Annotated in this window: 18 protein-coding genes; 10 read left to right on the forward strand and 8 right to left on the reverse strand. The window is 67.9% G+C overall.

The features are described 5' to 3' along the window. Nucleotides 1-41: 41 nt before the first annotated feature. The 6 genes from rimM to AAC997_RS04620 form a co-directional block, all read right to left on the reverse strand. Nucleotides 42-578 (reverse strand): ribosome maturation factor RimM, encoded by a 537-nt coding sequence (rimM, locus tag AAC997_RS04595; protein ID WP_340644508.1) that lies wholly within the window; start codon nt 576-578, stop codon nt 42-44. A gap of 26 nt (nt 579-604) precedes the next feature. Continuing rightward, nucleotides 605-1,159: a 30S ribosomal protein S16 gene (rpsP, locus tag AAC997_RS04600; protein ID WP_340644509.1), complete on the reverse strand. Its 555-nt coding sequence runs from the start codon at nt 1,157-1,159 to the stop codon at nt 605-607. Between the two features lie 19 nt (nt 1,160-1,178). After that, nucleotides 1,179-2,714, reverse strand: a complete 1,536-nt coding sequence (gene ffh, locus AAC997_RS04605; protein ID WP_340644510.1) for a signal recognition particle protein — start codon at nt 2,712-2,714, stop codon at nt 1,179-1,181. Between the two features lie 196 nt (nt 2,715-2,910). Beyond that, complete coding sequence (locus tag AAC997_RS04610) at nt 2,911-5,031, reverse strand: M3 family metallopeptidase (protein ID WP_340644511.1); 2,121 nt, start codon at nt 5,029-5,031, stop codon at nt 2,911-2,913. A gap of 85 nt (nt 5,032-5,116) precedes the next feature. Further along, on the reverse strand, nt 5,117-5,770 hold the full coding sequence (locus tag AAC997_RS04615) for a TetR/AcrR family transcriptional regulator (RefSeq protein WP_340644512.1): 654 nt from the start codon (nt 5,768-5,770) through the stop codon (nt 5,117-5,119). Between the two features lie 14 nt (nt 5,771-5,784). After that, complete coding sequence (locus tag AAC997_RS04620) at nt 5,785-6,048, reverse strand: hypothetical protein (RefSeq protein WP_340644513.1); 264 nt, start codon at nt 6,046-6,048, stop codon at nt 5,785-5,787. 174 nt (nt 6,049-6,222) lie between these two features. Between AAC997_RS04620 and AAC997_RS04625 the strand changes: the two genes are divergently transcribed. From AAC997_RS04625 to AAC997_RS04655, 7 genes are all read left to right on the forward strand, one after another. Continuing rightward, a complete protein-coding gene (locus AAC997_RS04625) occupies nt 6,223-7,074 on the forward strand; it encodes an aspartate/glutamate racemase family protein (protein WP_340644514.1) in 852 nt (283 codons plus the stop codon). 13 nt (nt 7,075-7,087) lie between these two features. Further along, the gene (locus AAC997_RS04630; RefSeq protein ID WP_340644515.1) at nt 7,088-7,615 is read left to right on the forward strand and encodes an SRPBCC family protein; all 528 of its coding nucleotides are present in this window, start codon (nt 7,088-7,090) and stop codon (nt 7,613-7,615) included. Nucleotides 7,616-7,853: 238 nt separating this feature from the next. Then, the gene (gene ahpC, locus AAC997_RS04635) at nt 7,854-8,417 is read left to right on the forward strand and encodes an alkyl hydroperoxide reductase subunit C (RefSeq protein ID WP_340644516.1); all 564 of its coding nucleotides are present in this window, start codon (nt 7,854-7,856) and stop codon (nt 8,415-8,417) included. Nucleotides 8,418-8,498: 81 nt separating this feature from the next. After that, complete coding sequence (gene ahpF, locus AAC997_RS04640) at nt 8,499-10,082, forward strand: alkyl hydroperoxide reductase subunit F (RefSeq protein ID WP_340644517.1); 1,584 nt, start codon at nt 8,499-8,501, stop codon at nt 10,080-10,082. A gap of 53 nt (nt 10,083-10,135) precedes the next feature. Beyond that, complete coding sequence (locus AAC997_RS04645; protein WP_340644518.1) at nt 10,136-11,032, forward strand: LysR substrate-binding domain-containing protein; 897 nt, start codon at nt 10,136-10,138, stop codon at nt 11,030-11,032. Nucleotides 11,033-11,116: 84 nt separating this feature from the next. Further along, entirely contained in the window at nt 11,117-11,521 is a 405-nt protein-coding gene (locus tag AAC997_RS04650; protein WP_340644519.1) for a host attachment protein, read from the forward strand. A gap of 123 nt (nt 11,522-11,644) precedes the next feature. Then, nucleotides 11,645-12,214 carry a PadR family transcriptional regulator gene (locus AAC997_RS04655; protein ID WP_340644520.1) on the forward strand — a complete coding sequence of 190 codons (570 nt, stop codon included), beginning with the start codon at nt 11,645-11,647 and terminating at the stop codon, nt 12,212-12,214. 55 nt (nt 12,215-12,269) lie between these two features. Here the strand turns inward: AAC997_RS04655 and AAC997_RS04660 are convergent, their stop codons facing one another. Together AAC997_RS04660 and AAC997_RS04665 are read right to left on the reverse strand one after the other, a co-directional pair. Then, nucleotides 12,270-12,794, reverse strand: a complete 525-nt coding sequence (locus tag AAC997_RS04660; protein ID WP_340644521.1) for a GNAT family N-acetyltransferase — start codon at nt 12,792-12,794, stop codon at nt 12,270-12,272. Nucleotides 12,795-12,796: 2 nt separating this feature from the next. Continuing rightward, nucleotides 12,797-14,863: a prolyl oligopeptidase family serine peptidase gene (locus tag AAC997_RS04665; protein WP_340644522.1), complete on the reverse strand. Its 2,067-nt coding sequence runs from the start codon at nt 14,861-14,863 to the stop codon at nt 12,797-12,799. 81 nt (nt 14,864-14,944) lie between these two features. On the opposite strand from AAC997_RS04665, the gene dapF reads away from it, so the two are divergent. Genes dapF through AAC997_RS04680 form a run of 3 tightly spaced genes read left to right on the forward strand, consistent with a single transcriptional unit; the run spans nt 14,945 to nt 17,498 of the window. Next, the gene (gene dapF / locus AAC997_RS04670) at nt 14,945-15,772 is read left to right on the forward strand and encodes a diaminopimelate epimerase (protein WP_340644523.1); all 828 of its coding nucleotides are present in this window, start codon (nt 14,945-14,947) and stop codon (nt 15,770-15,772) included. Beyond that, a complete protein-coding gene (gene mtaB / locus AAC997_RS04675; protein WP_340644524.1) occupies nt 15,769-17,037 on the forward strand; it encodes a tRNA (N(6)-L-threonylcarbamoyladenosine(37)-C(2))-methylthiotransferase MtaB in 1,269 nt (422 codons plus the stop codon). Before dapF ends, mtaB begins: the two co-directional genes overlap by 4 nt. Beyond that, nucleotides 17,034-17,498 (forward strand): GFA family protein, encoded by a 465-nt coding sequence (locus AAC997_RS04680; protein WP_340644525.1) that lies wholly within the window; start codon nt 17,034-17,036, stop codon nt 17,496-17,498. The genes mtaB and AAC997_RS04680 overlap by 4 nt, the downstream gene beginning before the upstream one ends. Nucleotides 17,499-17,521: the final 23 nt, after the last annotated feature.

Raw genomic sequence — 17,521 nt, forward strand, 5'->3', positions numbered from 1 at the left:
TGTCAAACGAGGTGCGACACCTTGCGTTAGCGGAGGAGGGGTTACGAGCCTTCTTCCGCTTCATCGGTCGCGTCGCCTTCGATCTCGGTGGGGCGAACGGCGATCAGCTTGCCGTCGGCGATGCGCACCTGCGGCACCGCCTCGCGAGTGAAGGGCAGCCACCAGCTGGCGCCCATGGGGGGCTGGACCTCGATGAGGTCGCCGGCCCCGAAATCCTGGACCGTCTTGACCTTGCCCATGGGCTCGCCCTCGGCGGTCTCGATGGAAAGGCCGATCAGGTCGGCATGATAGAATTCGTCCTCGTCGGGCGCGGGCAGGGCCTCGCGGGCGATGAACAGCTTGAGGCCGCGCAGGGCCTCGGCCTGGTCGCGGGTGTCGATGCCGGCGGCCCTGGCGATCACAGCCCCCTTCACCGCCCGCGCCGTGGTGATGGTCAGGCCGGCTGAGCCGTCCTCGCGGGTCAGGACCCTGTAGGCGGCGAGCGCCAGCGGGTCCTCGGTGAAGGTGGTGATGCGGATCTCCCCGCGCACGCCGAAGGCTCCGGCGACGCGGGCGACCTGGAGGAGGCGGTCAGCCATGGGACTTACCGCCTCCGTCGCAAGGCTTAGGCTTGTTCCGGGGTCGCGTCGTCGGCGGCCTCGGCGGCCGGTTCGACAGCGGCTTCCTCGGCGGCGGCTGGGGCTTCTTCAGCGGCCGGAGCAGCTTCGGCGGCAGGCGCCTCTTCAGCAGCGGGAGCTTCAGCGGCAGCTTCTTCAACCGGAGCAGGTTCGGGTTCCGGCGCGGGCGCCGGGGCGTTCTTGGCTTCTTCCAGGGCGGCGGCGGCGGCGGCGTCGCGCTGGGCGCGCTCTTCCGTACGCTCAACGGCCTTCTTGTGGGGCTTGCCCTTGTTGGGGTTGTTGCCGTGTTCCCACTTCACGACGCCGGCCTGGGCCAGGAAACGCGCGACGCGGTCGGTGGGCTGGGCGCCCTTGGCGATCCAGGCCTGAATGCTTTCCAGCTTCAGGGTGACGCGGGTCGGGTCGTCACGCTTCAGCAGCGGGTTGTAGGTGCCCACCTTCTCGATGAAGCGGCCATCGCGGGGCGAATGGCTGTCGGCGACGACGATGGAGTAGTAGGGGCGCTTCTTGGCGCCGCCACGGGCGAGACGGATCTTCAGCATAGTTTAGTCCTTGTTATCTCTAGGATTTCTTGAAGGGATTGAAGCCGGGGGGCAGGCCGCCGCCTAGGCCGGGAAGTTTGGGGAGCCCGTCGCCGAGGCCGGGCAGCTTGCCCCCGCCCGCGGCCATCTTGCCGAGCTCTTCGAGTTGGTTCTGATCGGGCGCGGCCAGCTTGCCGCCGCCCATCGACTTCAGCCGGTCCGCCGCGCCGCCGCCGCCCATCATGCCGGCCATGCGGGCAAAGCCCTTGCCGCCGTCCTTGCTCATCATCTTGAAGGCGTCGGCCATCTGGCGGTGCTGCTTGAGCAGACGGTTGACCTCGGAGACATCGACGCCGGCGCCCTTGGCGATGCGGCGCTTGCGCGAGGCGGCCAGAATGTCGGGCTTCTTGCGCTCCAGCTTGGTCATCGAGGAGATGATCGCCGCCTGCCGGTCCAGCGCCTTATCGGAGATGTTGGCTTCGGCGATCTGCTTCTTCATCTTCTGGACGCCGGGGAGGAAGCCCATCAGCCCCTCCATGCCGCCCATCTTCTTCATCTGGGCGAACTGGTCGGCCATCATGTCCAGGTCGAACTGGCCCTTGGCCAGCTTCTTGGCCATGGCCTCGGCCTTGGCGACGTCCAGGTCGGCGCTGGCCTTCTCCACCAGGGCGACGACGTCCCCCTGGCCCAGGATCCGGCCGGCCACGCGAGCGGCGTCGAAGACGTCCAGGCCATCGATCTTTTCCGAGACGCCCAGGAACTTGATGGGCAGGCCGGTGACCGCGCGCATGGAGAGCGCCGCGCCGCCTCGGCCGTCGCCGTCGGCTCGGGTCAGCACCAGGCCGGTGAGCGGCAGGCGCTCGTGGAAGGCCTTGGCGGTGCGGACCGCGTCCTGGCCGGTGAGGCTGTCGGCCACCAGCAGGGTTTCCGACGGGTTGGCGATCCGCGCGATCTCGGCGGCCTCGCTCATCATCGCCTCGTCGAGCGTCGTGCGCCCGGCGGTGTCGAGGATGAGGATATCGTAGCCCTGCAGCTTGGCGGCGCTCATGGCGCGCCGGGCGATGTCGGGCGCGCTCTGGCCGGCCACGATGGGCAGGGAGTCGACGCCGGCCGCGACGGCCAGGGTCGCCAGCTGCTCCATGGCGGCGGGTCGGCGGGTGTCCAGCGAGGCCAGCAGGACCTTCTTGCGGTCCTTGCCGAGCTTGAGGCCCAGCTTGGCCGCCGTGGTGGTCTTGCCCGAGCCCTGCAGGCCGGCCATCAGGATCACGGTGGGCGGGTTGAGGCTGATGTTCAGCCCCTCGGCGCCGCCCTCGCCGCCCAGCATCTCCACCAGGCCGTCATAGGTGATCTTCACCACCTGGTCGGCGGGACGGATCGAGCGGATCACGTCCTGGCCGGCGGCTTTTTCCTTGGCCTTGGCGATGAACTCGCGGACGACGGGCAGGGCGACGTCGGCCTCGAGCAGGGCGACGCGGACCTCGCGCAGCGCCTCGTCGATGTCCTTCTCGGACAGCACGCCGCGACCGGAAAGCCGGTCGAAGACGGATGACAGCCGATCAGTTAGCGCGTCGAACATCAATTCACCCTGTGGCCCAAACGCAATCGACCCCCGTGGACGATCACGTCGACGGGGGGCCTCGCCGCTCTCGTCCCAGATAAGACCTGGGGGCCGTAGCGGTAGAGGGCGCGATTGCTCTGCGCCGGAAGGGCGCGCTTATGCGCTCGCGGGGCCGAAAGGTCAAGGAAGCCGGGGCCTCCGGCGGCGGTCCGTCTCAGGCCGTCGGGAATCCCTTGTCGCGGAGATAGGCCTTCACGTCCGGATCGCGGCCGCGGAAGTCGCGATAGGCCTGCGCTGGATCGACCGTGTTGCCGATGCTCATGACCTTGTCGTGCAGGCGCTTGGCGACGGCCTTGTCATAGGGGCCCCCGGCCTCGGTAAAGGCGCCGTAGGCGTCGTGGGCCAGGACTTCCGACCAGAGGTAGCTGTAGTAGCCGGCCGAATAGCCGTCGCTGGCGAAGACGTGCTGGAACTGCGGCGTGCGGTGGCGCATCGGCAGCTCGCGGGGCATGTCCAGCTTCTTCAGCTCCTCGCGCTCGAAGGCGTCCGGGTCGATGTCGGCGTTGCCAGCCAGGTGCAGTTTCATGTCGATCAAGGCCGAGGACAGGTACTCGGTCACCTCGAAGCCCTGGCGGAAAGTGTGGGCCTTCTCGATCTTGGCCACCAGGGCCGCGGGGATCGGTTTGCCGGTCTGGTGGTGCAGGGCGAAGCGGTTCAGCACCTCCGGCGTCGCCAGCCACTCCTCGTTCACCTGGCTGGGAAACTCCACATAGTCCCGCGCCACGGCGGTGCCCGCGAGGGAGGGATAGTTCACGTCGGAGTTCAGGCCGTGCAGGGCGTGGCCGAACTCGTGGAACAGGGTGGTGGCGTCGTCCCAGCTGATCAGCACCGGCTCGCCGGGGGCGCCCTTCACGAAGTTGGAGTTGTTGGAGACGATCGTGGTGATCTTGCCGCGGAACTTCTCCTGACGCCGGTAGGCGTTCATCCAGGCGCCCGAGCGCTTGCCCTGACGCGCATAGGGATCGAAGTACCAGAGTCCGACATGGCTCCCGTCGGCGGCCTTCACCTCCCAGACCTTGATGTCGGGATGGGCCACGGGCAGGTCGGTCACCGGGTGATAGGTAAAGCCGTAGATCTGGCCCGAGGCCCAGAACATGCCCTCGCGCAGCTTGTCGAGCTGCAGGTAGGCCTTCACCTCGTTCATATCGAGGTTGTAGCGGTCGGCCCGGACCTTCTCGGCGTAGAAGCGGTAGTCCCAGGGCTCGATCTTCACCCCGGCCTTTTCCTTGTCGGCGATCGCCTGCATCTCGGCCACCTCCTGGCGGACGCGGGCGATGGCCGAGGGCCAGACCCGCATCATCAGGGCCATGGCGTTCTCCGGCGTCTTGGCCATGGCGTTGTCCAGTCGCCAATGGGCGTGGGTCGGATAGCCCAACAGCCTGGCTCGCTCGACCCGCAGCTTGAGGATCGTCTTGATGATGGCGTTGTTGTCGTGAGCGTCGCCGTTGTCGCCGCGGCTATAGAAGGTGCGCCAGACTTTTTCGCGCAGGTCCCGTCGCGTCGAGTAGGTCAGGAACGGATCGATGGAGGAGCGGGTGTTGAGGACAGCGAACTCGCCCTTGTGGCCGCGTTCCTCGGCGGCGCCGGCCGCGGCGGCGCGCACATCCTCGGGCAGGCCCTTCAGCTCGCTCTCGGTGCGCAGGTAGAGGACGTAGTCGGTCTCGTCGGCCAGCAGGTTCTGGCTGAAGGCGGTGAAGTTCTGCGCCAATTCCTGATTGATCGCCCCGACCCGGGCCTTGGCTTCGGGGGTAAGGCGGGCGCCGGCGCGCACGAAGCGGTTCCAGTAGAGCCAGGTCAGGCGCTGCTGCTCGGGCGTCAGGCCTGAGCTCTCGCGGGCCTCGTAGACGGCCTCGATACGTTTGAAGAGCGGGGCGTTCTGCAGGATCTTGTCGCCATGGGCCGCGGCCTTGGGCGCCAGCTCCTTGTCCACCGCCCGCATTTCCGGGGTCGACAGCGTGCCGCTCCAGATGCCGGTCAGAGTGTCGACCCGGTTCTTCGCGCCGCCGGTGCGCTCCAGGGCCTCGATGGTGTTGGCGAAGGTGGGCGGCGCGGCATTGGCCGCGATGGCCTCGACCTCCGCCAGTTCCTGCGCCATCGCCGCCTCGACGGCAGGGGCGAAGTCGGCGACCTGGACCTTGTCGAAGGGCGGGACCCCGCCATAGGGCCCGGTCCAGGGCGCGGAAAGGAGGCCGGCGTCGGCGGCGAGGCTCACGGCAGGAACCAGGGTCGAGGCGGCCAGGGCGCTGGACGTGGCGAGAAACGTGCGCCGATGCATGGAGACTCCGGAAAATGGCTCAAGGAAAGGCGACCTTAGGCAGGATGTAACAGGCCGTCACATGACAGGCGCGTAATCTTGCCGGCTATTGACCCGCCGGGGTCGACTCTCTGGCGGCGCTGAAGGCTTCGCGGCTGATTTTCAGGCTCTCGTCGGGGGTCAACCCGAAGGCGATCAGGATCAGGGATACCAGGTCCACGGCGTGATCGGGTCCGACCGCCCCCAGGACCATGTCCCGCTGGCCCATGCGGAACGCGCCGAAGGCCAGGTTGCGAGCGGCCGCGACATCACAGGGGCGGAACCGCCCAGTGGCCACGGCGGATTTGTAGACGGCGTCGAAGCGGGCCTCGAACACGGCCTGGCGCGGGATCGTCGTCGACTCGATCTTCAGGGCCAGCCAGCCGCGGACGGGATCGAGGGTATAGGCTGCGAAGATCCGGTGGGTGACCGTGGCCAGCAGGACGGCAGGGTCGTCGATCCCCGACCGGGCGGGGCCCAGGGTCTTGTCCAGGGCCTCGGAGATTTCGGTGTTGAGGGCGTGGAGCAGGTCTTCGAAGGTGGGGAAGTAGTTGTAGAAGGTGCCCCGCGAAACGCCGGCGGCGGCCACGAAGTCCTCGATGGACGAGGCCTCCGGGCCCTTGTCGGCGATCACGGTCATCGCCGCCTCGATCAGGCGCGCGCGGGTTTGCGCGCGACGGCTTTCGGCCGTTGCTGCGCGGGCTTCATGATTGACCCGCATAGGACGTCGGGGGGTCAGGCGGCCTCCGGCAGGTACTGCTTGAGGGCCTGGGCCGCCGCCACCGAAAGCGGGTCGCGCTGGGCCTCCAGAACGTCGATCTCGTGGGCCAGGGCCGAGCTGATCTCTCGGTGGGCCAGGGGGGACAGTTCCAGCATCGCCTTGGTCGACGCGCGCGCCAGGGCGAGCGCCGTGGCCAGGTCGACCTCGACACCGACGATCCAGGTGGACTCGGGATCGTCCTTGGGAAGTCCGGGACGCGCGGAGAGGGGTATAGCCATGACGTGGAGTTGATCTCGGGAAGAAGGGTCAAGCCAGGCGGGGGAGGCTGGCCAATTGGGAATGACAGTTATGTCAGCCTGACATTAATGTCAATAGTGAGTAACCATGTTCAGTGAACTTGTCCGCCCGAGACCATGCTGGACGCTGCCGTCCCGGAAGGCTAAGCGCGACCCATGGCGATTGGCGTTTTCGATTCCGGGGTGGGCGGGCTGACGGTGCATCGTCACCTGGTGGACCGCTTTCCGCAGGCCGACCTCATCTACCTCGCCGATCAGGCCAATACGCCCTACGGGGGCCGCGAGGGGGAAGAGATCGTCGATCTCACCCGCGCAGGCTGCGAGGCCCTGTTCGACCGGGGCTGCGACCTGGTGGTCCTGGCCTGCAACACCGCCTCAGGCGTCGCTCTGCGGCGCCTGCAGCAGACCTGGCTGCCCGGCTATCGCAAAGAAAAACAGCGCTCGGTGAATGTGCTCGGCATCATCGTGCCTACCATCGAGGCGGCTACGGGCCTGCCCTGGGAGCACGAGGCTGACCGCCGCGGGGACAAGGTGGAGAAACTGGACGTGCTGGCGGTGTTCGCCACGCCCGCCACCGCCCGCTCGCGGGTCTACGAGATCGAGATCGACAAGCGCCGCCAGGATGTGGCGGTGTTCTCCGAGCCCTGCCCGGACCTGGCCCGCATGATCGAGACCGGCGCGGGGGCTGTGGAGCTGGCCACGGTTGTGGAGGGCCACGTCAGAGCCATCAGCACCCGCATCGGCCGCGCCCCCGACCGCGCCATCCTCGGATGCACTCACTACGAGATCGTGGCTGACATGTTCCGCGCGGCGCTGAAGCCCGGCACGCCGCTGATCCACCAGCCCAACGCCACCGCCGACGCGCTGGAGGCCTATCTGGCCAAGCACCCGGAATACACCTCCGGCGACACGGGCCGCCGTGTCTTCCTCACCACCGGCCAGGCCGGCGCCCAGAACACCTTGGTGGAGACTTTCTGGGGGGCTCCGCTAAGCTTCGAGCAAGCTTAAGCGAGGGTTCTCAATGAAGACCGTGCTGGCGGCCCTGGCCGCCCTGTCTCTAGCCGGCGCCGCGCGCGCCGAGGTGGTCGACCAATCCGCCCAGGGCTTCGAGGTTCGCCATGTCGTCACCATCGCCGGCCCGCCGGCAAAGGTGCGCGCCGCCGCCCTGCGGCCGGCCGCGTGGTGGAACTCCGCCCACAGCTGGTCGGGGGATGCGAAGAACCTCTCCATCGACTTGGCGAGCGGCTGCTTCTGCGAGACGCTGAAGGACGGCTTCGTCCGCCACATGACCGTGGTCTATGCCGGGGCTGACGCCGTGCGGCTCTCGGGCGCGCTGGGGCCGCTGCAGTTCACCGGCGCCAGCGGCCACCTGGCCTTCACCTTCACCCCCGGCGCCGACCCCGCCACCACGGTGCTCACCGTCACCTACGACGTCGGTGGCTACGCCAAGGGTGGGCTGGCGGAGCAGTGGGCGAAGCCGGTGGACGGGGTGATCGGCGAACAGGTCGGCCGCCTGAAGAAGCAGATCGAGACCGGCAAGCCTGACTGACGCGTCGCCGCCCTGCCTCTGCTGCGCTGCGGTCGATACAGCCAAGCTGTTGTTTTGGCAGCAAAGTGTGGCGCCGACGGGTTCCGCTGCCAAAATCCCTTGTTCCGCAAGGAAACGCGAACCACTCGCCAGGGATGTTTTGATAGATAAAATCTATCAACAGAACTTATATAATCAATTTCCCCAATGTTGCAGCGCCATATAGAACCCCAGCTCCATTCCGAACCAAGGAGCTCGCGTGTCTCTCATCAATACCGAAGTTAAGCCGTTCAAAGCCGAAGCCCTGAAGAAGGGCAAGTTCGTCTCCGTCAGCGAAGCCGATCTGAAGGGCAAGTGGTCGGTGGTGTTCTTCTACCCGGCCGATTTCACCTTCGTCTGCCCCACCGAGCTCGAGGACCTGGCCGACAACTACGTCGAGTTCAAGAAGCTGGGCGTCGAGATCTACAGCGTCTCCACCGACACCCACTTCGCCCACAAGGCCTGGCACGACACTTCCGAAGCCGTGAAGAAGATCGACTATTTCATGGTCGGCGATCCTACCGGCGCGATCTGCCGCAATTTCGATGTGATGATCGAAGAGGCCGGCCTCGCCGACCGCGGCACCTTCGTGGTGGACCCCGACGGCAAGATCCAGATCGTCGAGATCACGGCCGGCGGCATCGGCCGTGACGCCTTGGAACTGCTGCGCAAGGTCAAGGCCGCCCAGTACGTCGCCTCGCACCCCGGCGAGGTCTGCCCCGCCAAGTGGCAGGAAGGCGAAGCCACCCTGGCCCCGTCCCTGGACCTCGTCGGCAAGATCTAAAGCCTGCCCGCGCGACCGCCGCTCTTGGGAGCGGCGGTCGCGCCCCTCCCCACATTCCCGCGTCCCCTACCGGAGTCCGTCATGTTGGACCAAGGCCTGAAGTCTCAGCTCAAGACCTATCTGGAAAACCTGCGCCATCCCGTGGCCCTGGTCGCCAGCCTCGACACCTCGGGGAAGTCGGCGGAGCTCAAGGCCCTGCTGGCCGAGATCGCTGACGCGTCCGACAAGGTCATTGTGCGTGAGGACGGGACCGACGCCCGCAAGCCCTCCTTCACGGTGGGCGCCGAGGGCTCCGAGGCTCGCGTGACCTTCGCGGGGCTCCCGATGGGCCACGAGTTCACTTCGCTGGTGCTGGCCCTGCTGCAGGCCGGAGGCCACCCGCCGCGCGTGGAGGCGCAGGTCATCGAGCAGGTGAAGGCGCTCGACGCCGACCTCACCTTCGAGACCTATTTCTCGCTCACCTGCCAGAACTGCCCCGACGTGGTGCAGGCGCTCAACCTGATGAGCGTACTGAACCCGCGCATCCGTCACACCGCCATCGACGGCGGCCTGTTCCAGGACGAGGTGGAGGCCCGCAAGATCATGGCCGTGCCCACCGTGCTGGTGAACGGCGAGGCCTTCGACCAGGGCCGCATGAGCCTGGAGCAGATTCTGGCCAAGCTGGACACCGGGGCCGCGGCCCGCGACGCCGAGAAGATCGCCGCCAAGGGCGTCTTCGACGTGCTGGTGGTGGGCGGTGGCCCGGCCGGCGCGGCCGCGGCGGTCTATGCCGCCCGCAAGGGCATCGTCACGGGTCTCGCGGCCGAGCGTTTCGGGGGCCAGGTGCTGGACACCATGGCTATCGAGAACTTCATCTCCGTGCCCCGCACCGAAGGCCCGAAGTTCGTTTCCGGCCTGGAGCAGCACGTCGGCGACTACGCCGTCGATGTGATGAACCTGCAGAAGGCGGAAAAGCTGATCCCGGCCCGCGCACCCGGCGACCTCAACGAGATCGTGCTGGAGAACGGTGCGGTGCTCAGGGCCAAGACCCTGATCCTGGCTCCCGGCGCCCGCTGGCGGCAGATGGGGGTGCCCGGCGAGGAACAGTATCGCAATCAGGGCGTGGCCTATTGCCCGCACTGCGACGGGCCGTTGTTCAAGGGCAAGCGCGTGGCGGTGATCGGCGGCGGCAACTCCGGCGTCGAGGCGGCCATCGACCTGGCCGGCATCGTCGCCCACGTCACCCTGATCGAATACGACAGCCAGCTGCGGGCCGACGCCGTCCTGCAACGCAAGCTGGCCAGCCTGCGCAACGTGACGATCATCACCTCCGCCCTCACGACGGAGGTGCTGGGCGACGGGGCCAAGGTCAGCGGCCTGGTCTATCGCGACCGCGCAACCGAGGGCCTGCATGCGGTCGAACTCGAGGGGATTTTCGTGCAGATCGGCCTGGTTCCCAACACCGAGTGGCTGGAGGGCGCCATGGCGCTATCCCCGCGCGGCGAGATCGAGGTGGACGGTCACGGCGCGACCTCGGTCCCGGGCGTGTTCGCGGCCGGCGACGCCACCACCACGCCCTTCAAGCAGATCGTGATCGCCGCCGGCGACGGGGCCAAGGCCGCGCTGTCAGCCTTCGACTACCTCATCCGCCTGCCCACCGAAGCGACGGAGGCCGTGGCGGCCTGACGGTGATTTCAATCCCCGTTGGGTTTTCCATAGACTGAGCCCATGGTGGCCGCATGCTCCCGACCATCCGCCAGCTGCAGTACCTGAAGCTCCTCGCCGAGCAGGGGGCGTTCGGGAAGGCCGCCGAGGCCGCCCACGTCACCCAGCCCACCCTCTCGGCGGGAATTCAGGAACTGGAGCGCACGCTGGGCGCCCCGGTGGTGGACCGCGCCCGCTCCGGCGTGATCCTCACGGCGGTGGGGGAGGCGGCGCTCAGTCGCGCCAACACCATCCTCAACGAAGCCGAGGAACTGATGCAGGCGGCCAAGAACGCCAGCCAGCCGCTGACCGGCCGCTTCCGCCTCGGCGTCATTCCCACCATCGCGCCCTTCCTGCTGCCCAAGGCCCTGCCTCTGCTGAGGTCGCGGTTCCCAATGCTGAAGCTCTACCTGCGCGAGGACCTGACCCAGCGCCTGATCGCGGCGCTCAAGGCCGGTCAGCTTGACGCCGCCCTGATCGCCCTGCCCTTCGAGATGCAGGGCCTGGCCCACGCCCATGTCTCGGACGATGAACTGCTGGCCGCGATTCCGGCCGACCACCCCCTGGCCAACCGGCTGGAGTTCCCGCCCTCGGCCATGGAGGGCGAGGATCTCATCCTGCTGGAGGACGGCCACTGCCTGCGCGACCATGTGCTGTCGGCCTGTGGTCTGAAGCCGCCGAAGGCCACCGGCGATGAGGAGGCCTTCGCCGCCACCTCCCTGCCGACCCTTGTGCAGATGGTGGGGTCGGGCCTGGGGGTCACCTACCTGCCGGCCATGGCGGTGGAGGCGGGCCTGACCTCGGCGGCCCACGTCGCCGTGCGCCACTTGCAGGCCGACCATCCTAGCCGCGAGATCGTGGTGGCCTGGCGCTCCGGCTCCAGCCGAGGCGCGGAGGGCCGCCTGCTCGCCGAAACGCTTCGCGAGGCGTGACCTTCGGCTTGAGGCAGATCATGGCGGGACCGATCGGCGGTGTCAGACGTTCCGGAGAGGACCTTCCTTTTACCGGAGCAAGATATGCAACTTCCCAAGGGCGCGACTGTCGCGGTCGCTGACGGCGCCACCTTCCACATCTACCGCAATGGCGGCGACGAACTTAACCCCAAGCTGAGCCTCCAGCCGGCGGCCGAACTGGCGCTCGTGGACGGGAGCGGCGGAAGCCATCACCAATCCAGCGCCGGCAATCCCGATGACAGCACCCAGATCGAGGACGGATTCGCGGCCTCCACCGCCGCCTGGCTCAATACTCAGGTGCTTGGCGGCAAGATCGACAACCTGTTCATCATCGCGGCGCCCAAGACCCTGGGCGAGCTTCGTCGGCACTACCACAAGGCCCTGCAGGCCAAGCTGCTGGGCGAGCTGGCCAAGGACCTGACCGGCCACGCCGTCGGCGACATCGAGACCGCCATCGCCAACGCCTGATCGTCCGGGGCGGGTCGCACCCGCCCCGGCTCGTGGAAGGCGATCTATTTCGATATATCTCTATTGAATTCCGATCCGGGTTAGATATATCTGCAATATCGATATGACTAAATAGGATCGAATATGCACAGACACTTCGCTCACAAACACGAACATCGCAGCCGCCATGGCTTCGGCGGACACTTGCGCGAGCACCTTCGCGGCCATGGCGGGCGCGGAGAACGCGGCGGCCGTATCGGGCGGCTGCTGGAACACGGGGACCTGCGGTTCCTGGTCCTGGCCCTGCTGGCCGAGAAACCCCGCCATGGCTACGAGGTCATGCGCGAACTGGAAGACCGCACCGGCGGCGCCTATCGGCCCTCGCCCGGCGTCATCTACCCCACACTCTCCCTTCTGGAAGACGAGAGCTTCGTGGTTCCGATCGCCGCCGAAGGCGGACGCAAGGCCTATGAAGCCACGGCCGCCGGCAAGGAGGCCCTCGAGGCCAACCGCACGGCTGTGGACGCCATCTTCGCCCGCCTGGACGAGGCCGCTGAACACTCCTCCGGCGCCCGGCCCAAGCTGCAGCGCGCCATGCAGAACCTCAGCACTGCGCTGCGGCTGCGCATGCAGCGCGGCGGCGTGACCGAGGAGCAGGTGGACGCCATCGCCGCGGCTATCGACGAGGCCGCCTCGAAGATCGAGCGGATCTAGGGAAGCGTGACAGCCGAAAGTGGACGCCGGTTTCGGCGCCTGTCACGCGACCAAGCTAAGACCTTCGCCCGGCGCCTGAACCCAGGTCCCGCGTGAAGTAGAGCGCCAGGTCGTCGTCGACCGTGACCTGCTGCATCGGCGTGACGTTCATGCCGTTCCAGGCGATGCCGCGGCCATCCGGCAGGTAGCCTCTCAACACATAGAGGCGCTGGGCTGGACCGTAGTCGGGATAGAGCCCGACCCCGATGCCGGCGATCCTGCCGCGGGTGGCGATCAGAGCCTCGGCGGCGTCCATCAGGGCGGCGCCGATCCCCCGGCGGCGGTGTTGCGGCAGGACGTTGAAGTCCTGGATTTCCGGAATCCCCGCCTCCCGGAAAGGGGGGTACTGCGAGACCCAGACCACGGTCAGATAGCCCGCGAAGGTCCCGTCCACCCGCGCCACCAGCACCGGCCGGTCGTCGGCGGTCTGTTCATCCAGATAACGGACGTACTGCGCCTCCGGCTTGTCCCAGCCGATGTCGGTGAAGGCCTGCGCGATAAGCGGCGGGTCTTCGGGCCGGAGGGACGTGATCTCCAGCATCGTCAGTCCATCAGCTTCTGGGCCAGGTAAACATAGTGCCGGGCCCAGCGGCGGGCGTTCAGCTCGGGATCGGCGTCGTTGGCGTGACCGCCGAAGGTCTGCTCGTAATAGAGGTAGGGGACGCCCATGGCCTCCAGCCGGGCGGCGAACTTGCGCGCATGGCCGGGGTGGACCCGGTCGTCGCGGGTGTTGGTGGTGATGTAGGGCTCGGGATATTTCACGCCGGGCTTGAGGTTCTGATAGGCCGAGTACCTGGCGATGAAGGCCCGGTCGGCCGGAACGTCGGGATCGCCATACTCCCCGATCCACGAGGCCCCCGCCGACAGCTTGTGATAGCGCAGCATGTCGATCAGCGGGCTCTCCACCACGATGGCGTTCCACAGCTCCGGGTGCTGGGTCATGGAGACCGTGGTCAGCACTCCGCCGTTGGAACGGCCATAGATGCCGAGTCTGCGGGCCGAAGTGATCTTGCGGGCCGCCAGGTCCTGCGCCACGGCCGCGAAGTCGTCGAAGGACAGCTGGCGCTTCTCCCGCAGCACGCTGTCGTGCCAGGCGGGGCCGAACTCGCCGCCGCCGCGGATATTGGCGATCACATAGGCGCCGCCCCGCTCCAGCCAGATCTTGCCCATCTCCGGCAGATAGATCGGCGGCTTGGACACTTCGAAGCCGCCATAGCCGTACATGATGGTGGGCAGGGAGCCGTCCAGCTTCGCGGTCTTCGGCAACACCACGAAATAGGGAATCTTCGCCCCGTCGGTGGAGGTCGCCCAGTACTGCTTCACTTCATGGGCCGAGGCTTTGAAGCGGGCGGGCAGGGCCTTCACCTGTTCGGCCTTGCCGGTGGCCGCGTCGGCCAGCCACAGGCTGGTGGGGTCGAGGAAACCCTCGGCGGCCACGAACAGTCGGTCGTCGTCGCCCGAGACCGAGCGCACCGTGAAGGTGGCGTCCTTGGGCAGGGCCAGCCGCGTGGCGGTCCACTTGCCGTCTTTCAGATCATAGGCGTCGATCGCGCCCTTCACCTCGTCCAGCAGGGTCACCACCAGCCGGCCGTGGGTGTCGTCGACCTCGGTGATCGTCTGGCGCGGGCCGGGCTGGAAGATCAGAACCGGCTTGGCGGTTCCGGCCTTGAGCGCCTTCAGGTCATAGGCGATCAGGGCGCCGGCGCCGTATCCGCCCCAGGCCTCCTTGAGCTGGAAGATCGCCTGGCCGTCGACATAGGCCTGATACTCCGCCTTCTGCGGCAGGGGAACCGACAGGGTCCTGCCGTCATCCAGCAGGACGAATTCGTTCTCGAAGAAGGTCAGGCCGCGCCGCGCCAGCAGCCCGTCGGCCTTGCCGCCCGCCCCGCGCAGGACGATGGGGGTGACCCCGACATCGCTCTTCCGGCCGCGATAGAGTTCGCGGGCCACGCCATCACGGGTCACGGTCCGCACGATGTAGGCGTAGCCCGAGGGCGTCTCGTCGCCGGGGGTCCAGATGCGGCTGACGACCAGGGTGTCGGGGCTGATCCAGGCCACGTTCTGCTTGCCCTGGGAGAAGCGGAAGCCCCCCGTCACGAAGGCTTTCTTGGCGGTATCGAACTCGCGCACCTCCACGGCGTCGCCGCCGCCGTCGGAAAGCTGCACCAGGCAGAGGGTCTCGGCGGGCTTCAGACAGGTCGCGCCCTTCCAGATCCAGTTTTTACCCTCGGCCTTGGACAGCGCGTCGAGGTCCAGCAGCGTCTCCCAGGCGGGCTCCGCCCTGCGATAGGAGGCCAGCGTCGCGTGGCGCCAGACACCATGGATGTGGGCGCCGTCCTGCCAGAGGTTGTCCACCCCGCCGGCCCGGAAGGTGGGCCAGGGGATACGGTCCTTGGCGGTGAAGATGGCGCGGGCCTCGGCCAGGAACGTCGCGTAGCGGGGATCGGTCTCCAGCCGCTTGGCCGACTTGGCGTTCTGGCCCTCGACCCAGGTCAGGGCCTTGGGCCCGTCCACCTCCTCCAGCCAGCTGAAGGGGTCGACGGGGGTCTGGGCATGCGCCATGGGAGCCAGCAGCAGGGCGCCGGTCAGCGCCGTCAAAAGCAGTTTCATGGGCCAAATCTAGGACCCGGCGGCAGGTCCTGTCTCGCCAAAGGTGATCGGCGGGGATTTCTCGCCTATATAGCCGCCACCATGAGCCGTCCGTTCCTGAAGATGAACGGGCTCGGCAACGACTTCGTCGTCGTCGAGGCCCGATCCGCGACCTTCGCGCCGAGCGCGGAAGACGTGCGCGCGATCGCCGACCGCGAGCGTGGGATCGGCTGCGACCAGCTGGTCTCCATTGATCCGTCGACGCGCGCGGACGCCGCCGTCCGTTTCTGGAACGCCGACGGCGAGGAGGTGGGCGCCTGCGGCAACGCCAGCCGTTGCGTGGGCTGGCTGCTGATGGAGGCGTCGGGCAAGGACGAGGCAAGCTTCGAGACCCAGGCGGGAATCCTCACCGCGCGCCGGGCCGGCGAGAAGCGCATCAGCGTCGACATGGGCGTCCCCGGCCTCGACTGGACCCAGATTCCCCTGGAGGAAGAGATGGACACCCGGGGCGTCGAGCTCCAGGTCGGCCCCATCGACGCCCCTCTGCTGCACACGCCCGGCTGCGTCTCCATGGGCAATCCCCACGTGGTGTTCTTCGTCGAGGACGCCGAGACCGCGCCGGTGCGCGAGGTCGGCCCGATGATCGAGCATCACCGGCTGTTCCCGGAGGGCGTCAATGTCGGCTTCGCCCAGATCAAGGCCCGCGACCACATCCGTCTGAAGGTCTGGGAGCGCGGCGCGGGTCTCACCAAGGCCTGCGGCACCGGCGCTTGCGCGGCCTTGGTGGCGGCCAGCCGTCGCGGCCTCACCGACCGCAAGGCGACCCTGGAGCTGGACGGCGGCGACCTGGTGATCGAGTGGCGCGAGAGCGACGGCCACGTGATCATGACCGGCGGCCTGGAACTCGAATTCACCGGGGTCCTGCCATGAGCGACCAGGTCGACATCGTCACCTTCGGCTGCCGCCTCAACGCCTATGAGAGCGAGGTCATCCGCGCGCGCGCCGCCGAGGACGGGCTCTCCAACGCCATCGTCTTCAACACCTGCGCGGTGACCGGCGAGGCGGTGCGGCAGGCGCGCCAGGCGATCCGCAAGGCCCGCCGCGAACGTCCCGACGCCAAGCTGATCGTCACCGGCTGCGCGGCCCAGATCGACCCCGCCGCCTTCGCCGCCATGGCCGAGGTGGACCTGGTGCTGGGCAATGCGGAGAAAGCCGCCGCCGGCGCCTATGCCGCCACCGCCCCGGAAGGCCGGGTGCGGGTCAACGACATCATGAGCGTGCGCGAGACCGCCGGCCATCTGATCGACGGGCTGAAGGACCGGGCGCGCGCCTATGTCGAGGTCCAAAACGGCTGCGACCACCGCTGCACCTTCTGCATCATCCCCTTCGGCCGCGGCAATTCCCGCTCGGCGGCGGCCGGCGAGGTGGTGGAGCAGGTCCGCAAGCTGACGGCCCAGGGCTATCTCGAGGTGGTGCTCACCGGCGTGGACATCACCAGCTGGGGTTCGGACCTGCCGGGTCAGCCGACGCTGGGCCAACTGGTGGCCCGCATCCTGAAGCTGGTTCCGGAGCTGCCGCGCCTGCGGCTCTCCTCCATCGACGCCGCCGAGATCGATCCTGATTTGATGCGCTGCCTGGCGGAGGACCCGCGCCTCATGCCCTATCTGCACCTGTCGCTGCAGGCCGGCGACGACATGATCCTCAAGCGGATGAAGCGCCGCCACAGCCGCGCCGACGCCCTCAAGCTGATCGCCGATGTACGGGCCGTGCGGCCCGACGTGGCCTTCGGCGCCGACTTCATCGCCGGCTTCCCGACGGAGACGGAGGCGATGTTCGAGAACACCGTGCGCCTCGTCGAGGACGGCGAGCTCGCCTTCCTGCACGTCTTCCCGTTCAGCCCGCGCCCCGGCACGCCAGCCGCCCGCATGCCGCAACTGCAGCGCCCGGTGATCAAGGACCGCGCCGCGCGCTTGCGCGCCGCCGGCCAACGGGCCCTGGAGCGTCATCTGCAGCGCCAGGTCGGCCGGGTCATCACCGGCCTGGTGGAACGCGACGGCGTGGCTCGGGCCGAGGACTTCACCGAGATCGCCTATGTTGGCGAGGCCGCCGTGGGGGCCATCGTCCCCGTGCGGATCACCGGCCACGACGGGACCCGCGCGTTGGGCGAGGTGGCGGTTCTGGAGGCGGCGGAATGAGCGGGTGGTCGGGCGGTTGCCAATGCGGCGCAGTGCGCTTCCACGCGCAGAGTCTCGGCCGCGCCAGCATCTGCCATTGCCGAATGTGCCAGAAGGCCTTCGGCGGCTTCTACGGCCCCTATGTCGACGCCAACGGGTTCGCGTGGACGCGAGGCGCGCCGAAGTACTTCCAGAGCTCCAACCTGATCAAGCGCGGCTTCTGCGGCGACTGCGGCACGCAGCTGTCGTTTGAGTCGCCGAAGTGGACGATCAACATCGCCATTGGCGCCTTCGACCGCGCCGCCGAGATCGTACCGGCCCTGCAGGTGGGGATGGAATCCCTACTACCCTACGTGAATGACCTGCCGCGTCTGCCAGAGCGGCCGCCGGAACAGGCGTCGAAGATGGCGGAGTTCTACGCCGCCCTGGTCAGCTACCAGCACCCGGACCACGACACCGCCTTGTGGCCGCCGCAAACCTAGAGCGTCCCTGGAAGGCCGCCAAG

Source organism: Phenylobacterium sp., assembly GCF_037968635.1.
Lineage (GTDB): Bacteria > Pseudomonadota > Alphaproteobacteria > Caulobacterales > Caulobacteraceae > Phenylobacterium.

Bases quoted from the DNA above. Each gene is read 5' to 3' on its own strand.
- rimM (WP_340644508.1), bottom strand. From the start codon at position 578: ATGGCTGACCGCCTCCTCCAGGTCGCCCGCGTCGCCGGAGCCTTCGGC.
- rpsP (WP_340644509.1), bottom strand. From the start codon at position 1,159: ATGCTGAAGATCCGTCTCGCCCGTGGCGGCGCCAAGAAGCGCCCCTAC.
- ffh (WP_340644510.1), bottom strand. From the start codon at position 2,714: ATGTTCGACGCGCTAACTGATCGGCTGTCATCCGTCTTCGACCGGCTT.
- AAC997_RS04610 (WP_340644511.1), bottom strand. From the start codon at position 5,031: ATGCATCGGCGCACGTTTCTCGCCACGTCCAGCGCCCTGGCCGCCTCG.
- AAC997_RS04615 (WP_340644512.1), bottom strand. From the start codon at position 5,770: ATGCGGGTCAATCATGAAGCCCGCGCAGCAACGGCCGAAAGCCGTCGC.
- AAC997_RS04620 (WP_340644513.1), bottom strand. From the start codon at position 6,048: ATGGCTATACCCCTCTCCGCGCGTCCCGGACTTCCCAAGGACGATCCC.
- AAC997_RS04625 (WP_340644514.1), top strand. From the start codon at position 6,223: ATGGCGATTGGCGTTTTCGATTCCGGGGTGGGCGGGCTGACGGTGCAT.
- AAC997_RS04630 (WP_340644515.1), top strand. From the start codon at position 7,088: ATGAAGACCGTGCTGGCGGCCCTGGCCGCCCTGTCTCTAGCCGGCGCC.
- ahpF (WP_340644517.1), top strand. From the start codon at position 8,499: ATGTTGGACCAAGGCCTGAAGTCTCAGCTCAAGACCTATCTGGAAAAC.
- AAC997_RS04645 (WP_340644518.1), top strand. From the start codon at position 10,136: ATGCTCCCGACCATCCGCCAGCTGCAGTACCTGAAGCTCCTCGCCGAG.
- AAC997_RS04650 (WP_340644519.1), top strand. From the start codon at position 11,117: ATGCAACTTCCCAAGGGCGCGACTGTCGCGGTCGCTGACGGCGCCACC.
- AAC997_RS04655 (WP_340644520.1), top strand. From the start codon at position 11,645: ATGCACAGACACTTCGCTCACAAACACGAACATCGCAGCCGCCATGGC.
- AAC997_RS04660 (WP_340644521.1), bottom strand. From the start codon at position 12,794: ATGCTGGAGATCACGTCCCTCCGGCCCGAAGACCCGCCGCTTATCGCG.
- AAC997_RS04665 (WP_340644522.1), bottom strand. From the start codon at position 14,863: ATGAAACTGCTTTTGACGGCGCTGACCGGCGCCCTGCTGCTGGCTCCC.
- dapF (WP_340644523.1), top strand. From the start codon at position 14,945: ATGAGCCGTCCGTTCCTGAAGATGAACGGGCTCGGCAACGACTTCGTC.
- mtaB (WP_340644524.1), top strand. From the start codon at position 15,769: ATGAGCGACCAGGTCGACATCGTCACCTTCGGCTGCCGCCTCAACGCC.
- AAC997_RS04680 (WP_340644525.1), top strand. From the start codon at position 17,034: ATGAGCGGGTGGTCGGGCGGTTGCCAATGCGGCGCAGTGCGCTTCCAC.